General features: G+C 72.4%; 12 protein-coding genes. 6 read left to right on the top strand and 6 right to left on the bottom strand.

Annotated elements, in window-relative coordinates; genetic code table 11:
- Positions 1-22: 22 nt before the first annotated feature.
- Positions 23-964, top strand: a complete 942-nt coding sequence (locus tag K2224_RS25995) for an RluA family pseudouridine synthase (protein ID WP_018536714.1) — start codon at positions 23-25, stop codon at positions 962-964.
- 91 nt (positions 965-1,055) lie between these two features.
- Complete coding sequence (locus K2224_RS25990; RefSeq protein WP_221908917.1) at positions 1,056-2,648, top strand: Na+/H+ antiporter; 1,593 nt, start codon at positions 1,056-1,058, stop codon at positions 2,646-2,648.
- Between the two features lie 39 nt (positions 2,649-2,687).
- Here K2224_RS25990 and K2224_RS25985 read toward each other — a convergent pair whose 3' ends face one another.
- The gene (locus tag K2224_RS25985) at positions 2,688-3,800 is read right to left on the bottom strand and encodes a mechanosensitive ion channel family protein (RefSeq protein WP_260693507.1); all 1,113 of its coding nucleotides are present in this window, start codon (positions 3,798-3,800) and stop codon (positions 2,688-2,690) included.
- A 94-nt stretch (positions 3,801-3,894) separates the two neighbouring features.
- Between K2224_RS25985 and K2224_RS25980 the strand changes: the two genes are divergently transcribed.
- Positions 3,895-4,518: a dienelactone hydrolase family protein gene (locus K2224_RS25980; protein ID WP_221908916.1), complete on the top strand. Its 624-nt coding sequence runs from the start codon at positions 3,895-3,897 to the stop codon at positions 4,516-4,518.
- Between the two features lie 16 nt (positions 4,519-4,534).
- Here K2224_RS25980 and K2224_RS25975 read toward each other — a convergent pair whose 3' ends face one another.
- The 4 genes from K2224_RS25975 to K2224_RS25960 all read right to left on the bottom strand — a co-directional run bounded on the left by K2224_RS25975 (position 4,535) and on the right by K2224_RS25960 (position 8,831).
- Positions 4,535-5,464, bottom strand: coding sequence for a thioredoxin domain-containing protein (locus K2224_RS25975; protein WP_221908915.1), 930 nt, complete (start codon positions 5,462-5,464; stop codon positions 4,535-4,537).
- A gap of 329 nt (positions 5,465-5,793) precedes the next feature.
- Positions 5,794-6,642, bottom strand: coding sequence for a thioredoxin domain-containing protein (locus tag K2224_RS25970; protein ID WP_221908914.1), 849 nt, complete (start codon positions 6,640-6,642; stop codon positions 5,794-5,796).
- A 112-nt stretch (positions 6,643-6,754) separates the two neighbouring features.
- Positions 6,755-7,429: a hypothetical protein gene (locus tag K2224_RS25965; protein WP_398197940.1), complete on the bottom strand. Its 675-nt coding sequence runs from the start codon at positions 7,427-7,429 to the stop codon at positions 6,755-6,757.
- A gap of 82 nt (positions 7,430-7,511) precedes the next feature.
- A complete protein-coding gene (locus K2224_RS25960) occupies positions 7,512-8,831 on the bottom strand; it encodes a DUF2252 family protein (RefSeq protein WP_221908913.1) in 1,320 nt (439 codons plus the stop codon).
- A 304-nt stretch (positions 8,832-9,135) separates the two neighbouring features.
- Between K2224_RS25960 and dnaE the strand changes: the two genes are divergently transcribed.
- Complete coding sequence (gene dnaE / locus K2224_RS25955; RefSeq protein ID WP_221908912.1) at positions 9,136-12,687, top strand: DNA polymerase III subunit alpha; 3,552 nt, start codon at positions 9,136-9,138, stop codon at positions 12,685-12,687.
- A gap of 133 nt (positions 12,688-12,820) precedes the next feature.
- Here dnaE and K2224_RS25950 read toward each other — a convergent pair whose 3' ends face one another.
- The gene (locus K2224_RS25950) at positions 12,821-12,985 is read right to left on the bottom strand and encodes a hypothetical protein (RefSeq protein ID WP_221908911.1); all 165 of its coding nucleotides are present in this window, start codon (positions 12,983-12,985) and stop codon (positions 12,821-12,823) included.
- Between the two features lie 269 nt (positions 12,986-13,254).
- On the opposite strand from K2224_RS25950, the gene K2224_RS25945 reads away from it, so the two are divergent.
- Positions 13,255-14,523, top strand: a complete 1,269-nt coding sequence (locus K2224_RS25945) for an NYN domain-containing protein (protein WP_221908910.1) — start codon at positions 13,255-13,257, stop codon at positions 14,521-14,523.
- Between the two features lie 115 nt (positions 14,524-14,638).
- Positions 14,639-15,628 (top strand): ABC transporter ATP-binding protein, encoded by a 990-nt coding sequence (locus K2224_RS25940; protein WP_221909927.1) that lies wholly within the window; start codon positions 14,639-14,641, stop codon positions 15,626-15,628.
- The last annotated feature ends 115 nt before the right edge of the window (positions 15,629-15,743 follow it).

Below are 15,743 nucleotides of genomic sequence, written 5' to 3'. Positions count from 1 at the left end.
GGGGGACTGCCATACTCGTGGGGTGAGCACCTTCCCCGAGATCCGCACCCTGCCCGTACCGGACGGCCTGGAGGGCGAGCGCGTGGACGCCGCGCTGGCCCGCATGTTCGGCTTCTCCCGGACGAAGGCCGCCGAGCTGGCGTCGGCCGGCAAGGTCCGGGTCGACGGCTCCGAGGTGATGAAGTCCGAGCGGGTGCACGGGGGTGCCTGGCTGGAGGTCGAGATGCCGCCGGCGGCCGCGCCGGTGGAGATCGTGGCCGAGCCCGTCGAGGGCATGGAGATCGTGCACGACGACGAGGACGTCGTGGTGATCGGCAAGCCGGTGGGGGTCGCCGCGCACCCCAGCCCCGGCTGGAGCGGCACCACCGTCATCGGCGGTCTGGCCGCGGCCGGGTACCGGATCTCCACCTCCGGGGCGGCCGAGCGGCAGGGCATCGTGCACCGCCTCGACGTCGGCACCTCCGGGCTGATGGTGGTCGCCAAGTCGGAGCGCGCGTACACCTCGCTGAAGCGGCAGTTCAAGGAGCGGGTGCCGGACAAGCGCTACCACGCGCTGGTGCAGGGCCACCCGGACCCGCTGAGCGGCACCATCGACGCACCCATCGGCCGGCACCCGAACCACGACTACAAGTGGGCGGTGACCGCCGACGGCAAGCCCTCGGTCACCCACTACGACCTGATCGAGGCGTTCCGGGCGGCCAGCCTGCTGGACATCAAGCTGGAGACCGGCCGGACGCACCAGATCCGGGTGCACATGTCCGCGCACCGGCACCCCTGCGTCGGCGACCTGACGTACGGCGCGGACCCCACCCTCGCCAAGCGGCTGGGCGTCGCCCGGCAGTGGCTGCACGCGGTGCGGCTGGGCTTCGAGCACCCGTCGGACGGGCGCTGGGTGGAGTTCGAGAGCGCGTACCCGGCGGATCTCCAGCATGCGCTGGACACCGTCCGGGAGGAGAGCCACTGACGTCCGGGGCGTGAAAGCGGGCGTCTGATCACTTCATGGCACGCTTGGGGCGGAATGTGATCGAAATCGACCGCCCCGGAGCGTAGCCACCGTGGATCAGTTGGCCCTGCTGTTCGTCCTCCTCCTCGGAGCGGTGGTGATGGTGCCGCTCGGCGACCGGCTGGGCCTGCCCTCGCCGGTGCTGATGACGCTCGCGGGCGCGGTGCTGGCACTGCTCCCGTTCGTGCCCAACGTCCAGGTGCCGCCGGAGTACATCCTGCCGATCGTGCTGCCGCCGCTGCTCTACGCGGCCGTCCAGCGCACCTCCTGGCGGCAGTTCACCGCCAACCTCCGGCCGATCTTCCTGCTCGCCGTGCTGCTGGTGTTCGCCACCACGGCGGCGGTCGCGGCGGTGGCCCAGGCGGTGGTGCCCGGGATGCCGGTGGCCGCCGCGGTGGTCCTGGGGGCGCTGGTCGCCCCGCCCGACCCGGTGGCCGCCACCGCGGTGGCCGGCAAGCTCGGGCTGCCCCGCCGCATGGTCTCCATCCTGGAGGGCGAGGGGCTGTTCAACGACGTCACCGCGATCGTGCTGTACCACGTCGCGCTGGCCGCGGTGATCAGCGGCAGCTTCTCGGTGTCCGGCGCGGTGGGCTCGCTGGTGCTCTCCGCCGTCGTCGCCATAGCGGTGGGTCTGGCGCTCGGCTGGGTCACCAACCAGCTGATGGGGCGGCTGGGCGATCCGACGCTGCAGATCGGGCTGACGCTGCTGGTGCCGTTCGTGTCGTACGTGCTGGCCGAGGAGTTCAAGGGGTCGGGCGTGCTCGCGGTGCTGACCAGCGGGCTGTTCCTGGCCGAGTACGCGGTGGACGCGGACGACGTGCTGGGCCGGCTGGCCGGCTACACCTTCTGGGAGGTGGTCGACACCCTCGTCACCGGTGTCGCCTTCGGGCTGATCGGCCTGGAACTGCACAACATCATCGGCGCCGCCTCCGGCCGCTGGGGCGCGATGCTGGGCGCCGGCGCCGCGGTGGTGGCGGTGGTCGTCGCGGTGCGGCTGGTGTGGCTGCTGCCCGCGGCCTGGCTCGCCAAGCGGATGCACAAGCGCCGGGACTACGACGAGGACATCCCGATGAGCTGGCGCGAGACGGTCATCATGTGGTGGTCGGGGATGCGCGGGGTGGCTTCGGTGGCACTGGCGCTGGCCATCCCCTTCGGGGTGGACGGCGGGCCCTTCCCGGCCCGCGACGAGATCCTCTTCATCGCCTTCGCGGTGGTGCTCTCCACCCTGGTCGTCCAGGGGCTGACGCTGCCGTGGCTGGTGCGCAGGCTGAGGGTGCGGGCCGACACCGACGCGGCGGACGCGCTGGAGCGGGAGCTGGCGCTGCGGGTGATCAAGGCGTCCAAGCGGCGGCTGAAGGAGGTCCTGGAGGTCGAGGAGGTGTCCGACGAGGTCGCCGACCAACTGGCCCGCCGGGCCTACGACATCGGGGCCCGGATCGCGCCGGACATCGTCGACGACGAGCGGCGCGAGCTGTTCGACAAGCGCATCACCCGGGTCAAGAAGGTCCAGCGGATCCAGAACGAGATGCTCTCGGCCGCCCGGCACGAGGTGCTGGCGGCGCGCAGCGAACCGGGCGCCGACCCGGAGATCGTCGACCGGGTGCTGCGCCATCTGGACATGCGGAGCCTGCGGGCGGCCCCGTAGGGCCGGCGGGCCCGGCGCGGCCCATGAGGCGGCGGCCGGTCAGCGGCCCCGGGTGGTGCCCGGGGCGTGCGGGTCGTCCGCCGGGCCGGGCGGCAGCGGGCGCCGGCCCTCCTCCGCGGACGCCGCCGGCGCGGTGGCGATCCGCGGCAGCGCGTAGGCGTGCTCGGTCCGCAGCCACTCGATCATCCGCTCGCGGACCTGGCAGCGCACCGTCCACAGCGCGTCCGAGTCGCGGGCGGTGACCAGGGCACGCACCACGATGGTGGACGGCGTGGTGTCGGTGACCACCAGGCTCCAGGACCGGGCGTCCCACTCCGGGCTCTCCTGGAGCAGCTCGTGCAGATGCTGCCGCATCTTCTCCACCGGGGCGGAGTGGTCGAGGTGGAAGAAGACCGCGCCGGTCATCTGGGCGCCGCCGCGCGACCAGTTCTCGAACGGCTTGCTGGTGAAGTACGACACCGGCATGGTGATCCGGCGCTCGTCCCAGGTGCGTACGCTCAGGAACGTCAGCGTGATCTCCTCGACGGTGCCCCACTGGCCGTCCACCACCACGGTGTCCCCGATGCGGACCATGTCGCCGAACGCGATCTGGAGTCCGGCGAAGAGATTGCCCAGCGTGGACTGGGCGGCGATACCGGCGACGATGCCCACCAGCCCGGCGGACGCCAGCACGGACGTGCCCACCGCCCTCATCTGCGGGAACGTCAGCAGCATCGAGGCCGCCGCGATCACGATCACGGCCGCGGTCACCACCCGCTGGATCAGCGTCACCTGCGTCCGCACCCGGCGCACCCGCGCCGCGTCCCGGGCGCCGGCCGCATAGCGGGTGTACGACGACTCCACGACGGCCGCCGCGACCCGCACCAGCAGCCAGGCGGTGGCGGCTATCAGCACCAGCGTCAGCGCCTGGCCGATGCCCACCGAGTGGTCCACCACGACCGGGATCTCGGTCTGCTCGAAGCTGCCGAGCAACAGGGCGGCGGCGAGCATGAGTTGGAGCGGTATCCGGCAGCGCCGCAGCAGACCCCACAGGGGGGTCTCCGGGTGCCGGGTGTCGATCCGCAGCAGGGTTCGGTCGATCAGCCAGACCAGGACGGTCGTGACCACGAGCGAGCCCCCGACGACGGCGATCGGGCGCAGCACGGCCTCCAGGGACACGGTCTCCTCCTCGGTGCGGTGTGCTCCTTCCGGTTCCCACGACGGTAGCTGGCACGATGGGGGCAAGCGATCCAACCCCAGGGAAGTGATGTCTGTGCCCGCCTCCGCCGAGCCCGCGACCAGCGGTTCCTCCACCATCGTGCTGTTTCATTCGGTGTGCGGGCTGCGCCCCGCGGTGCACGCCGGCGCGGACCGGCTGCGGGCCGCGGGCCACGAGGTGATCGTCCCCGACCTGTTCGGCGGCCGGACCGCCGACTCGGTCCCCGACGGCATCGCGATCAAGGACGAGATCGGCAAGGAGGAGCTGCTCCGCCGCGCCGTCGCGGCCGCCGCCCCGTATTCCGACCGCGGGCTGGTCTACGCCGGCTTCTCCTTCGGCGGCGCGGTCGCACAGAACCTCGCCCTCGCCGACGAGAAGGCCCGCGGGCTGCTCCTGCTGCACGGCACCTCCGACATCGCCGACGGCGCCGTCGCCGACGAGCTGCCGGTGCAGCTGCACGTCGCCGACCCCGACCCGTACGAACCGCACGACTGGCTGAACGCCTGGTACCTGCGGATGCGCCGGGCCGGTGCCGACGTCGAGGTGTTCCGCTACGCCGGCGCCGGCCACCTCTTCACCGACCCCGACCTGCCGGACTACGACGCACCGGCGGCGGAGAGCGCCTGGAAGGTGGCGCTGGGGTTCCTGGCCGATCTGCCCGAGCGGGGCTGAGCCGGGGCCGCGGCGGTCAGTTGCCGGTCGGGTCCTTCTCGCCCTTGGCGATGCCCTGGCCGCCGCCGGCCTTGCCGGTGTCCCCGCCCTGGTCCGCGCCGCCGCCCTTCGCCGGGCCGAACTCCGTGTCGATCATCTTGCGGAAGTTGGCCCGCGCCAGCTCGTCGTACTGCTCCTGCGTCATCCTCCGCTGCGGGATCTCCGCCATCGTCAGCTTCTTGTCGCCGTGCATGAAGGTGGGGGTGCCGCGCACGCCCTTGCGGCCGAAGAGCGCGGTCATCTCCATCGCCCAGCGGTCGTAGGTCCCGTCCTGGACCTGCTTCTGGAATGTCTTGTTCCCCTTCAGTTCCGGCACGTCGGCGGCGACCTTCAGCAGCTCGGAGTCCTTGGCGTAGAGGTCCTCGCGCTCGTCGGGGTGGAACTTGGTCGAGTACAGCGCCGACTTGTACTTCAAGAACGCCTCCGGGCTGACGTTCAGGGCCGCGCCGAGCGCGCTCAGCGCGTTCTTGGAGCCCTCGCCGCCCTGCGCGTCGTCGATGAAGGAGTACAGGGTGAAGCGGACCTTGAAGCGGCCGTCGTGGATGTCCTTGAGCAGCTCCCCGCCGGTGGTCTGCTCGAATGCCGCGCACGCCGGGCAGCGGACGTCCTCGAAGACCTCCAGCGTCTGCCCGGCCTTCTCGTCGCCGATGAGGATCTCGGTGCCGTTCTTCCCCTGGGTGTGTGCCGGGGTGACCAGCTTGGCCTCCTTGGCGGCCGCCCAGCCGGTCGGCTCGTTGGCCTTCATCACGGCGTAGCCGATGCCGCCGGCGACCGCCAGGACGCCGACCACCGAGACCGCCACGACGAGTTGGCGGCGCAGCCGCTCCTTCTTCTTCTCCTTCTCGCGCTGGGCGCGGATCCGTTCGCGGGCGGCCTGCTTGCTCGCCTGGGTGTTCCGGTTGCTCATGGGGGGTGTCCGATCCTTCGGTGCTGCCTGGCTGGTGCGGTACGGGCGTCAGACGGCGACCGGGACGGGCGGACCGCGGCGGCGTACGCACGCGGCGGGCGGCGGGAGCGGACGGCCGGCGCGCGCGCAGGCCGGGACACGGGCCCCCGCGCGGCCCCCGGGCGAGGCCCCGGGCCGGGCCGCCGGGCCAACTCCCCTCCCCTGCATGGCCGGGAGTCTGCCATGGGCACGGCGGAAAACCGGGTCAAGATTTGGCATCGGCCGGCGTGCGCGGAGCACGCCGGCCGATGCCGGTGCCGGGGGCGGAGCCCGGCGTCAGGACCAGGGGGTCACTTCTTGAGGTTCTTGTCCACCTGGGCGTTGAAGTCCGCGACCGAGGACGGCGCGACCGGGCCCTGCGCGGTCTGGGTGCCCAGCACCGCGCCGTTCATCTTCACCGTGGGGGTGCTGCGGACGTCCTTGTGCGAGTCGAACTCCTTGGACATCGCCATCGCCCAGGCGTCGAAGGTGCCGCTCTTGACGGCCTTCTGGAAGGCGGCGTTGCCCTTCAGCGCCGGGATGGTGTCGGCCACCTTGAGCAGGTAGCCGTCGTCGGCGAACTTGTCCGGCCCGGTCTCGTCCGGGTGGTACTGCTTGGAGTACAGCGCGTACTTGTACTTCAGGAAGGCGTCCGGGGAGACGTTCAGCGCGGCGCCCAGGGCGCTCAGCGCGTTCTTGGAGCCGGTGCCCTGGAGGTTGCCGTCCAGGAACGTGCCGATGTGGTACTCCGCCTTGTACTTGCCGTCGCTGATGTCCTTCTCGACGGTCGCGCCGACGGTCTCCTCGAAGACGGCGCAGCCGGGGCAGCGCGGGTCCTCGAAGAGCTGCAGGGTGTTCTTGGCGTCGGCCTTGCCGACGACGACGGTGGTGCCGTTGGGGCCGCTGGTGTGGGCGGGCGGGACCGGCTTGGCCTTGGCGGCCTTCGCCCAGACGTCGGCGCCGGAGCCGCTGCCGCCGCCGCTGTCGCCGGAGTTGGCGACCGCGAGGCCGATGCCGCCGGCCACCGCCAGCACCGCGACGACCGAGCCGGCGACGATCAACTGCCGGCGGGTGCGCTCCTTCTTGGCCTGCCGTTCGCGCTCGGCGCGCAGCCGCTCGCGGGCTGCCTGCTTGTTGGCCTGGCTGTTGCGGTTGCTCATGACTGTTCTGCTCCGTGGTTTCCGTGGTCCGTGGGACGGGAGGCGTGCTACCGGGGGCGTATGCGCCGTACCTGCTGTACGGGCGTACGCCGGCCGCCGGGCCCGGGGGCCGTCAGGCGGCGAGCGCGCAGGGCGGCCCGCGTCGCACCACGGAGTGCACGAGCAGGGGGAGGGACCGGGCGGTCGGCGCGGTCCGCACGGGGGCGGGCAGTGCGCGGCGCGGCGTCAGGGTCCGGCCCAGGACCGCGGCCGCCAGCAGCAGCGGGCGGAAGGCGAAGCCGGCCACCGCGCCCAGCAGCCGCACCAGCGCGGCCTCGCCGCGGCGCAGCCAGCCGGCCGCCAGCAGCCCGACGGCCAGGTGCCCGGCGAGCAGCAACAGCCAGGCCGGGGCCGGGGCGCCGCCCTCCCGGGCCAGCTGGGCCAGCGGTCCGCCGACCGGTCCGCCGCCGCACAGCAGCATCGTGCTCAGCGAGTGGACCGGCCCGGCCGGGGCGCCGTCCGTGCCGTAGCAGGTGTGCTGGCCGAGGCTGAAGGCCGCGTCGGCGGCCAGCTCCAGGGGGAGCAGCAGCCCGGCGATCCGCCAGTAGCCGCGCTCGCGGCCGGCCAGCGCGTAGGCCAGCGCGAACACCGCGACGCCGGTCCCGGCGACGGTGACCGGCGGCAGCGGCATACGGGAGAGCAGCACATGGGACGCCGAGGACAGCGCGACGCACAGCGCCGTGAAGAGCGCCGCGCGCAGTGCCCGCAGGTGTGCCGCCGAGATGTCCATCGCCAGCGAGTGTGCCATGGGGTCGACTAAAGCGGTACTAAGGGGGCACGCCCGCGTGCCCAGGTCCTGTCCGATGGGGTGGCGCCCCATGGGACAGGACCTAGGCGACCGGGAACCGGCCCTCCCGGAGCAGCTCGACGAAGATCCGGTGGTCGGCGCGGGCGCGGGCCGCGCCGGAGTGCGCGAAGTCCGCCAGCAGCGGACCAAAGCCGTCCTCGTCGGCCGCGAGGGCCGCGTCGACGGCCCGCTCGGGCCGGAACGGCACCAGCGGATGCCGCTCCTTGCCGTCGCCCGCGGCGTGCGCGGCCGCGGTGACCCTGCCGAGCCCGGCGACGGCCGCGGCGATCTCCTCCGGGTCGTCGAGCGCGGACCAGTCCAGCCCGGCGGTGTACGGCGCGACCTCGCCGACCAGGAGGCCCGTACCGTCCAGCGCGGTCCAGCCCAGCCACGGGTCGGCGTGCGCCTGGAGGGCCCGCCGGGCCAGCGCCGCCCGGTGCCCGTCGTGCCGGACGTGCTCCGCGACGTCCGGGACCGGGCGGTAGCGGGCGAGCGACGACGCCGGCGCCGGCCGCACGGTCAGCACCACATCGCTCTCCAGGACGTCGCTGGCGCCCTCCAGCAGCAGGTCGTAGGCGGCCGCGCCGTCCGTGCCGGGGCCGCGCCGGCCCACCACGTCCTTGACCCGGTACGCCTCGGGGCGGGCCGGGCCGGTCTCCGGCAGCGTCTCCAGATAGCCGTCGAACGCCGCCAGGACCGTGTAGCGGGCCGCCGCGTCCAGCTCGACGCCGCCGCGCCCGCCGGCGAACCGCCGCTCCCCGCCGGACAGCTCGGTCAGCGGCGCCAGCAGCCCGGCCCGGGTCCGGCCGCGGGCCGCCCGCAGCACGGCGAGCAGCGGGCCGTCGGCGGTGTCCAGGGTGCACGGCGGCCCCGCGTCCGCACCGGAGGCCAGCGCGTGGACGTGCTCCCGGTAGGACGCGGCGAAGGCCCGCACCAGTTCGGTGATCCGCGCATCGCTCAGCCCCCGGGCGTGGCCGAGCAGCGCCACCGAGGTCGCGCACCGCTTCAGGTCCCAGGTGAACGGGCCGACGTACGCCTCATCCGATCCGGTGACGCCGAACACCAGACGGCCCGTGGCGTCCAGGTAGGCGCCGAAGCTCCCGGCGTGCAGATCGCCGTGGATCCACACCCGGCTGGTCCGCTCGTCCAGATACGGCGCTCCCTGCGCGCCCGCGCCCGAGGCCGCCAGGTCGTGGTGGAACAGGGCCGCGGCGCCCCGGAAGAACGCGGCGGGTGAGCCGGCCATCCTGCGCAGGGCCGGTCCGGGGACCGCGTCGAGGGCGGCGAGGATCGCCCCGTCGCGACGGTCGGTGTCCTGACCTGGGTGCGTGCTGTGCCGTGCCGGGGCATGCGGGATGGGCATCGCTGGTGCCTCCTGGAGTGCCGGGAAAGCGGACGGAGATCAGACGGGAGAACGCGTGGGGACGCCCGGGAGTGCCCGGGAGCGCCCGCGCGTTCTCCCGGACGGGCACGTCGCGGGGAACGCCGCCCGCAGCGGGGGCCGCCGCCCCTCGGCGGGTCGCCGGGTCCCCCGGATCCGGGAGCCGTTGTCACTCCCGGGTCGTAGACTTCAACACCGTTCCACCCATCCCTCCCGACCTCTCCGCACGCCCCATCCGACCGCTCCCGACGACCCTGACGACTGTCACCACCGGAGGTTCAGCGCCGTGGCCAAGCCGCCCTTCACGCACCTGCATGTCCACACCCAGTACTCGCTGCTGGACGGTGCGGCGCGGCTGAAGGACATGTTCAACGCGTGCAACGAGATGGGCATGACGCACATCGCGATGTCCGACCACGGCAACCTCCACGGGGCGTACGACTTCTTCCACTCCGCGCAGAAGGCGGGCGTCACGCCGATCATCGGCATCGAGGCGTACGTCGCCCCCGAGTCGCGGCGCAACAAGCGGAAGATCCAGTGGGGCCAGCCGCACCAGAAGCGCGACGACGTGTCCGGTTCGGGTGGTTACACGCACAAGACGATCTGGGCGGCGAACAAGACGGGCCTGCACAACCTGTTCAAGCTGTCCTCGGACGCGTACGCCGAGGGCTGGCTGCAGAAGTGGCCGCGGATGGACAAGGAGACGATCTCCCAGTGGAGCGAGGGCCTGATCGCCTCCACCGGCTGCCCCTCGGGTGAGCTGCAGACGCGGCTGCGCCTCGGCCAGTTCGACGAGGCCCTGAAGTCGGCCGCCGAGTACCAGGAGATCTTCGGCAAGGACCGGTACTTCCTGGAGCTGATGGACCACGGCATCGAGATCGAGCGCCGGGTGCGCGACGGCCTCCTGGAGATCGGCAAGAAGCTCGGCATCCCCCCGCTGGTCACCAACGACTCGCACTACACCTACGCCCACGAGTCGACCGCGCACGACGCCCTGCTGTGCATCCAGACCGGCAAGAACCTCTCCGACCCGGACCGCTTCCGCTTCGACGGCACCGGCTACTACCTCAAGTCCACCGAGGAGATGTACGCCATCGACTCCTCGGACGCCTGGCAGGAGGGCTGCCGCAACACCCTCCTGGTCGCCGAGCAGGTCGACACCACCGGCATGTTCGAGAAGCGCGACCTCATGCCGAAGTTCGACATCCCGGAAGAGGGCTACACCAACACCACGTGGTTCAAGGAGGAAGTGCGCCGCGGCATGCTCCGCCGCTTCCCCGGCGGGGTGCCCGAGGACCGGCAGCGGCAGGCCGAGTACGAGATGGACGTCATCATCCAGATGGGGTTCCCGGGCTACTTCCTCGTCGTCGCCGACTTCATCATGTGGGCGAAGAACAACGGCATCGCGGTGGGCCCCGGCCGTGGCTCCGCGGCCGGTTCGATCGTCGCCTACGCCATGGGCATCACCGACCTCGACCCGATCGAGCACGGCCTGATCTTCGAGCGGTTCCTCAACCCCGAGCGCGTCTCCATGCCCGACGTCGACATCGACTTCGACGAGCGCAGGCGCGTCGAGGTGATCAGGTACGTCACGGAGAAGTACGGCGCCGACAAGGTCGCCATGATCGGCACCTACGGCAAGATCAAGGCGAAGAACGCCATCAAGGACTCCGCCCGCGTGCTGGGCTACCCGTACGCCATGGGCGACCGCCTCACCAAGGCCATGCCCGCCGACGTCCTCGGCAAGGGCATCGACCTCGACGGCATCACCAACCCCTCGCACCCGCGCTACAACGAAGCCGGCGAGATCCGGGGGATGTACGAGAACGAGCCGGACGTCAAGAAGGTCATCGACACCGCCAAGGGCGTCGAGGGCCTGGTCCGGCAGATGGGCGTGCACGCCGCCGGCGTCATCATGTCCAGCGAGCCGATCGTCGACCACGCCCCGCTGTGGACCCGGCACACCGACGGCGTGACCATCACGCAGTGGGACTACCCGCAGTGCGAGGCGCTCGGTCTGATCAAGATGGACTTCCTGGGCCTCAGGAACCTGACGATCATGGACGACGCCGTGAAGATGGTGGAGGCCAACAAGGGCAAGAAGCTGGAGCTCCTGTCCGTCCCGCTGGACGACCCGAAGACGTACGAGCTGCTCTGCCGCGGCGACACCCTCGGCGTCTTCCAGTTCGACGGCGGTCCGATGCGCTCGCTGCTGCGCCAGATGCAGCCCGACAACTTCGAGGACATCTCCGCCGTCTCGGCCCTGTACCGGCCGGGCCCGATGGGCATGAACTCGCACACGAACTACGCCGAGCGCAAGAACGGCCGGCAGGAGATCACGCCGATCCACCCGGAGCTCGAAGAGCCCCTGAAGGAGACGCTGGGCCTCACCTACGGCCTCATCGTGTACCAGGAGCAGGTGCAGAAGGCCGCCCAGATCATCGCCGGCTACTCGCTCGGCGAGGCCGACATCCTGCGCCGCGTGATGGGCAAGAAGAAGCCCGAGGAACTGGCCAAGAACTTCACCATCTTCCAGGCGGGCGCCCGGAAGAACGGCTTCTCCGACGCGGCGATCCAGGCCCTGTGGGACGTCCTGGTCCCGTTCGCCGGCTACGCCTTCAACAAGGCGCACTCCTCCGCGTACGGCCTGGTCACCTACTGGACCGCCTATCTCAAGGCCAACTACCCGGCCGAGTACATGTCCGCGCTGCTGACGTCCGTGCGCGACGACAAGGACAAGTCCGCGGTCTATCTGAACGAGTGCCGCAAGATGGGCATCAAGGTCCTCCCGCCCAACGTCAACGAGTCCGAGGCCAACTTCGCCGCCCAGGGCGACGACGTCATCCTCTTCGGCCTCACCGCCGTGCGGAACGTCGGCCAGAACGTCGTCGACTCGATCATCCGCTGCCGCAAGGCCAAGGGGAAGTACGCCTCCTTCCCCGACTACCTCGACAAGGTCGACGCGGTGGTCTGCAACAAGCGCACCACCGAATCGCTGATCAAGGCCGGCGCCTTCGACGAGATGGGCCACACCCGCAAGGGCCTGACGGCGCACTACGAGTCGATGATCGACAACGTCGTCCAGGTCAAGCGCAAGGAGGCCGAGGGCCAGTTCGACCTCTTCGGCGGGATGGGCGACTCCGCCGACGGCGCGGCCGACGGCCCCGGCTTCGGGCTGGACGTGGAGTTCTCCGAGGAGGAGTGGGAGAAGACCTATCTGCTCGCCCAGGAGCGCGAGATGCTCGGTCTCTACGTCTCCGACCACCCGCTCTTCGGCCTGGAGCACGTGCTGAGCGACAAGGCGGACGCCGCCATCGCCCAGTTGACCGGCGGCGACTACGCCGACGGCTCGATCGTCACCATCGGCGGCATCATCTCCGGCCTCCAGCGCAAGATGACCAAGCAGGGCAACGCCTGGGCCATCGCCACCGTCGAGGACCTCGCCGGTTCCCTCGACTGCATGTTCTTCCCGGCCACGTATCAGCTGGTGTCCACCCAACTCGTCGAGGACGCCGTGGTGTTCGTCAAGGGCCGGCTGGACAAGCGGGAGGACGTGCCGCGGCTGGTCGCCATGGAGATGATGGTCCCCGACCTCTCGGAGGCCGGTGCCAACGCCCCGGTGACGATCACCATTCCGGCGGTGAAGGTGACCCCGCCGATGGTCGAGAAGCTCGGCGAGGTGCTCAGCAGCCACCGCGGCTCCACCGAGGTCCGCATCCGGCTGCAGGGCGTGCGGAAGACCACGGTGCTCCGCCTGGACCGCCACCGGGTCACCGCCGACCCGTCGTTGTTCGGTGATCTGAAGGTGCTGCTCGGCCCGTCCTGCCTGGCCGGCTGAGGCATTCGGCCGGGGCGCCGCGCCGCCCCGGCCCCGCTGCGACGAGGGGCGCGCCCGCACGGTTCGGGCGCGCCCCTCTCAAGTCGTCGTCGGCGCACGTCGGTTGGGGGCGCGGGGCGGTGTTGCCGGACCGTCAGTTGTGGCCGAAGCGGCGCTGGTGCTTGCGCGCGACGTCCGCCGGGCTGCCCTGGGACTGCGAGTGCGAGATCGCTTCGAGGGTCGACTTCTCGGACTGCTGCTGGCCGCGCTCGGCCTCACTCGCCTTGGGCTGCTTCCGGTCCTTCTTGTTCTTGGCCATGATCGTGCCTCCTGAGGGGGATCTTGGGATCGGCCGGAATCAGACTTACACGACGGACACATCCGTGCATTTCGGGCAATTACCCTGGGTGATAACGGCAGTTACGCGCCGTGCGGGCGGCCGAACGTGAATCCGCCACGCCGAAGATCGAGTTCGCGCAGATAACCCCCGTTCGGTCGGGCAGACTCGAAGGAAGCCGAAGAGCACTCGTGCCACGGGCCGAGCCGGGGGGCGACCGGACTTCAGCACCTCAGGGAAGAGGGTGGAACGTGGACCGCTGCGTCGTCCTGGTGGACGCCGGGTATCTGCTCGGTGCGGCCGCCAGCCTGCTCGCCGGAGAACCCGCCCGTTCCCGGATCACCGTCGACCACGCCGCCCTCATCCAGGGACTGCGCCGGCGCGCCGAGGCGGACACCGAACGTCCGCTGCTGCGGATCTACTGGTTCGACGGTGCTCCCGACCGCGTCCCGCAGCCCGAGCACCGCCGGCTGCGGGTGATGTCCCGGGTCACCGTCCGGCTGGGTGCCCTGACCCGCAGCGACGGGCGCTGGGCGCAGAAGGGCGTGGACGCCGCCATGCACGCCGAGCTGACCGAACTCGCCCGCAACCGCGCCTGCTCCGACATCGTGCTGGTCACCGGCGACGGCGACCTGCTGCCCGGCCTGATGTCCGCCAAGGAGCACGGCGTCGCCGTCCACCTCTGGGCCGTCCAGGCCGCCGACGGCGACTACAACCAGTCCGAGGACCTGGTCGCCGAGGCCGACGAGCGGCGGGTGCTGGACCGGGCCTGGATCACCGGCGCGGTCCGCGCCAAGGAGCTGGGCGGCCCCTGCGCCCCGCCGCCCGCCCCGCGCCCCGAGATCGCCGCGATCCTCTCCGCCCCTCTCCCGGAGACCGCGGTCGCCGCCGCGGCGGCCGCCGCCTCCGGCCCCGACCAGGTCGACGGCCACGACGCTTCCGCCGGCCCGTCCTCCGCCGACGAATGCGGCGGGCCGGCCGGCGAGAGCGGCGCCGGCGGCTCCCGCGGCGTCCCCACCCCCAAGGACCTCGCCGGCCTCGGCCGACCCGCGCTGCAGAACTCCGCCCCCGGCCCCGCGCAGAACGGCAGCCAGCCCGCCGCCACCCTCCGCTGGTCCTCCGACAAGGGCTGGATCGAGCGCGGCGGCCCGCTCGGCGAACCGGCCGAGACCGCCTCGCTGCCCACCCTCGCCCAGCTCACCAGCGCCGAACAGCGCTGGGCCGACCGCGAGGAGGACATCACCGCCGTCGGCGGCGACCCCTTCGAGGTCGGCCAGGTCTTCGCCCGCCGCTGGACCGAGCGGCTCTCCGACGCCGTCCACCTCCAGCAGCTCTCCACGGAGTACCCCCGCATCCCGCACCGCATCGACGGGGAACTCCTCCGCTACGCCGCCCGCTTCGGCCTGCTCGCCCACAAGGACGACCAGATCGACGAGCACGACCGCTACGCCATCCGGGCCGGCTTCTGGCGCGAGGTCGACCTCCGCACCGCCGCCGAACACGCCCCGGCCGGCGACTGACCGCCCGGCCCGAAGCCGTGCGCCGACCGTGCCCGCCCGCCCCGGGCGGCCCCCGGGACCGGCGGCCGCCGCGGGCCGCGTACCCTCGTAGCTCGTGAAGACGGGCGCAAAACAGGTGGAGCGCGGCGCGCCGGTGTGCGTCGTGCGGGACCTGGTCAAGACCTATCCCGCGCCGCGCGGGCGGCGCGGGGCGGAGCGCGCGCCGGCGGTACGCGCCAGCGACGGCATCGGCCTCGACGTCCGCCGCGGCGAGATCTTCGGGCTGCTCGGCCCCAACGGCGCCGGCAAGTCCACCCTGGTCCGCCAGCTGACCGGACTGCTCCGGCCGGACGCCGGCAGCATCGTCGTCCTCGGCCACGACCTGGTGCGGCACCCGGAGCGGGCCGCGCGGCTGCTGGCCTATCTCGGCCAGGAGTCGACCGCGCTGGACGAGCTGACCGTCTCCCTGGCCGTGGAGACCACCGGCCGGCTGCGCGGCCTGGACGCCGCCGCGGCCCGCGCCGAGCGCGACGCGGTCCTCGACGAGTTGGACCTGGGCCCGCTCGCCGGCCGGGCGCTGAAGAAGCTCTCCGGCGGCCAGCGGCGGCTGGCCTGCTTCGCCACCGCGCTGATCGGCGAGCGCCCGCTGCTGGTGCTGGACGAGCCGACCACCGGCATGGACCCGGTCGCCCGGCGCGCGGTGTGGGCCGCGGTGGACCGCCGCCGTGCCGAGCGGGGCGTCACCGTCGTCCTGGTCACCCACAACGTCCTGGAGGCCGAGAGCGTGCTCGACCGGGTCGCGGTGATCGACCAGGGGCGGGTGATCGCCTGCGACACGCCCGGCCGGCTGAAGGAACTGGTGGGGGAGGAGGTCCGGCTGGAGCTGGTCTGGCGGGACCGGCCCCCGCTCGACGTCCCCGAGGTCGCCGCCCTGGCCGCCGGCGCCCGCGCCACCGGCCGCCGCTGGACCCTGCGGCTCCCCGCCGACCGGGCCCGCTCCGCGGTCGCCGCGGTCACCGCGGGCCCCGCCTTCGCGGCCCTGGACGACTTCACCCTGGCCACGCCGAGCCTGGAGGACGTCTACGTCTCCCTGGGCGGGCGCGCGGAGGGGCTGGTGAAGGCGTGAGCACGGCGGCGCCCCCGGCCGGGGGCCGGACGAGCAGGAACGCGGGCGGGCGGCCGCTCGCGCGCACGACGGACCGACCGCGGGTCGAGGAAAGCCGGGTGGCGGCGTGAGTGTG

This window comes from Streptomyces sp. BHT-5-2, from assembly GCF_019774615.1.
GTDB lineage: Bacteria > Actinomycetota > Actinomycetes > Streptomycetales > Streptomycetaceae > Streptomyces.
The sequence above is the reverse complement of the archived record's forward strand: the minus strand, read 5'-3'. Positions and strand labels throughout refer to the sequence as shown.

Excerpts from the sequence above, each read along its gene's own strand:
- K2224_RS25950 (WP_221908911.1), bottom strand. The coding sequence starts at position 12,985 with ATGGCCAAGAACAAGAAGGACCGGAAGCAGCCCAAGGCGAGTGAGGCC.
- K2224_RS25960 (WP_221908913.1), bottom strand. The coding sequence starts at position 8,831 with ATGCCCATCCCGCATGCCCCGGCACGGCACAGCACGCACCCAGGTCAG.
- K2224_RS25980 (WP_221908916.1), top strand. The coding sequence starts at position 3,895 with ATGTCTGTGCCCGCCTCCGCCGAGCCCGCGACCAGCGGTTCCTCCACC.
- K2224_RS25965 (WP_398197940.1), bottom strand. The coding sequence starts at position 7,429 with ATGGCACACTCGCTGGCGATGGACATCTCGGCGGCACACCTGCGGGCA.
- K2224_RS25970 (WP_221908914.1), bottom strand. The coding sequence starts at position 6,642 with ATGAGCAACCGCAACAGCCAGGCCAACAAGCAGGCAGCCCGCGAGCGG.
- K2224_RS25975 (WP_221908915.1), bottom strand. The coding sequence starts at position 5,464 with ATGAGCAACCGGAACACCCAGGCGAGCAAGCAGGCCGCCCGCGAACGG.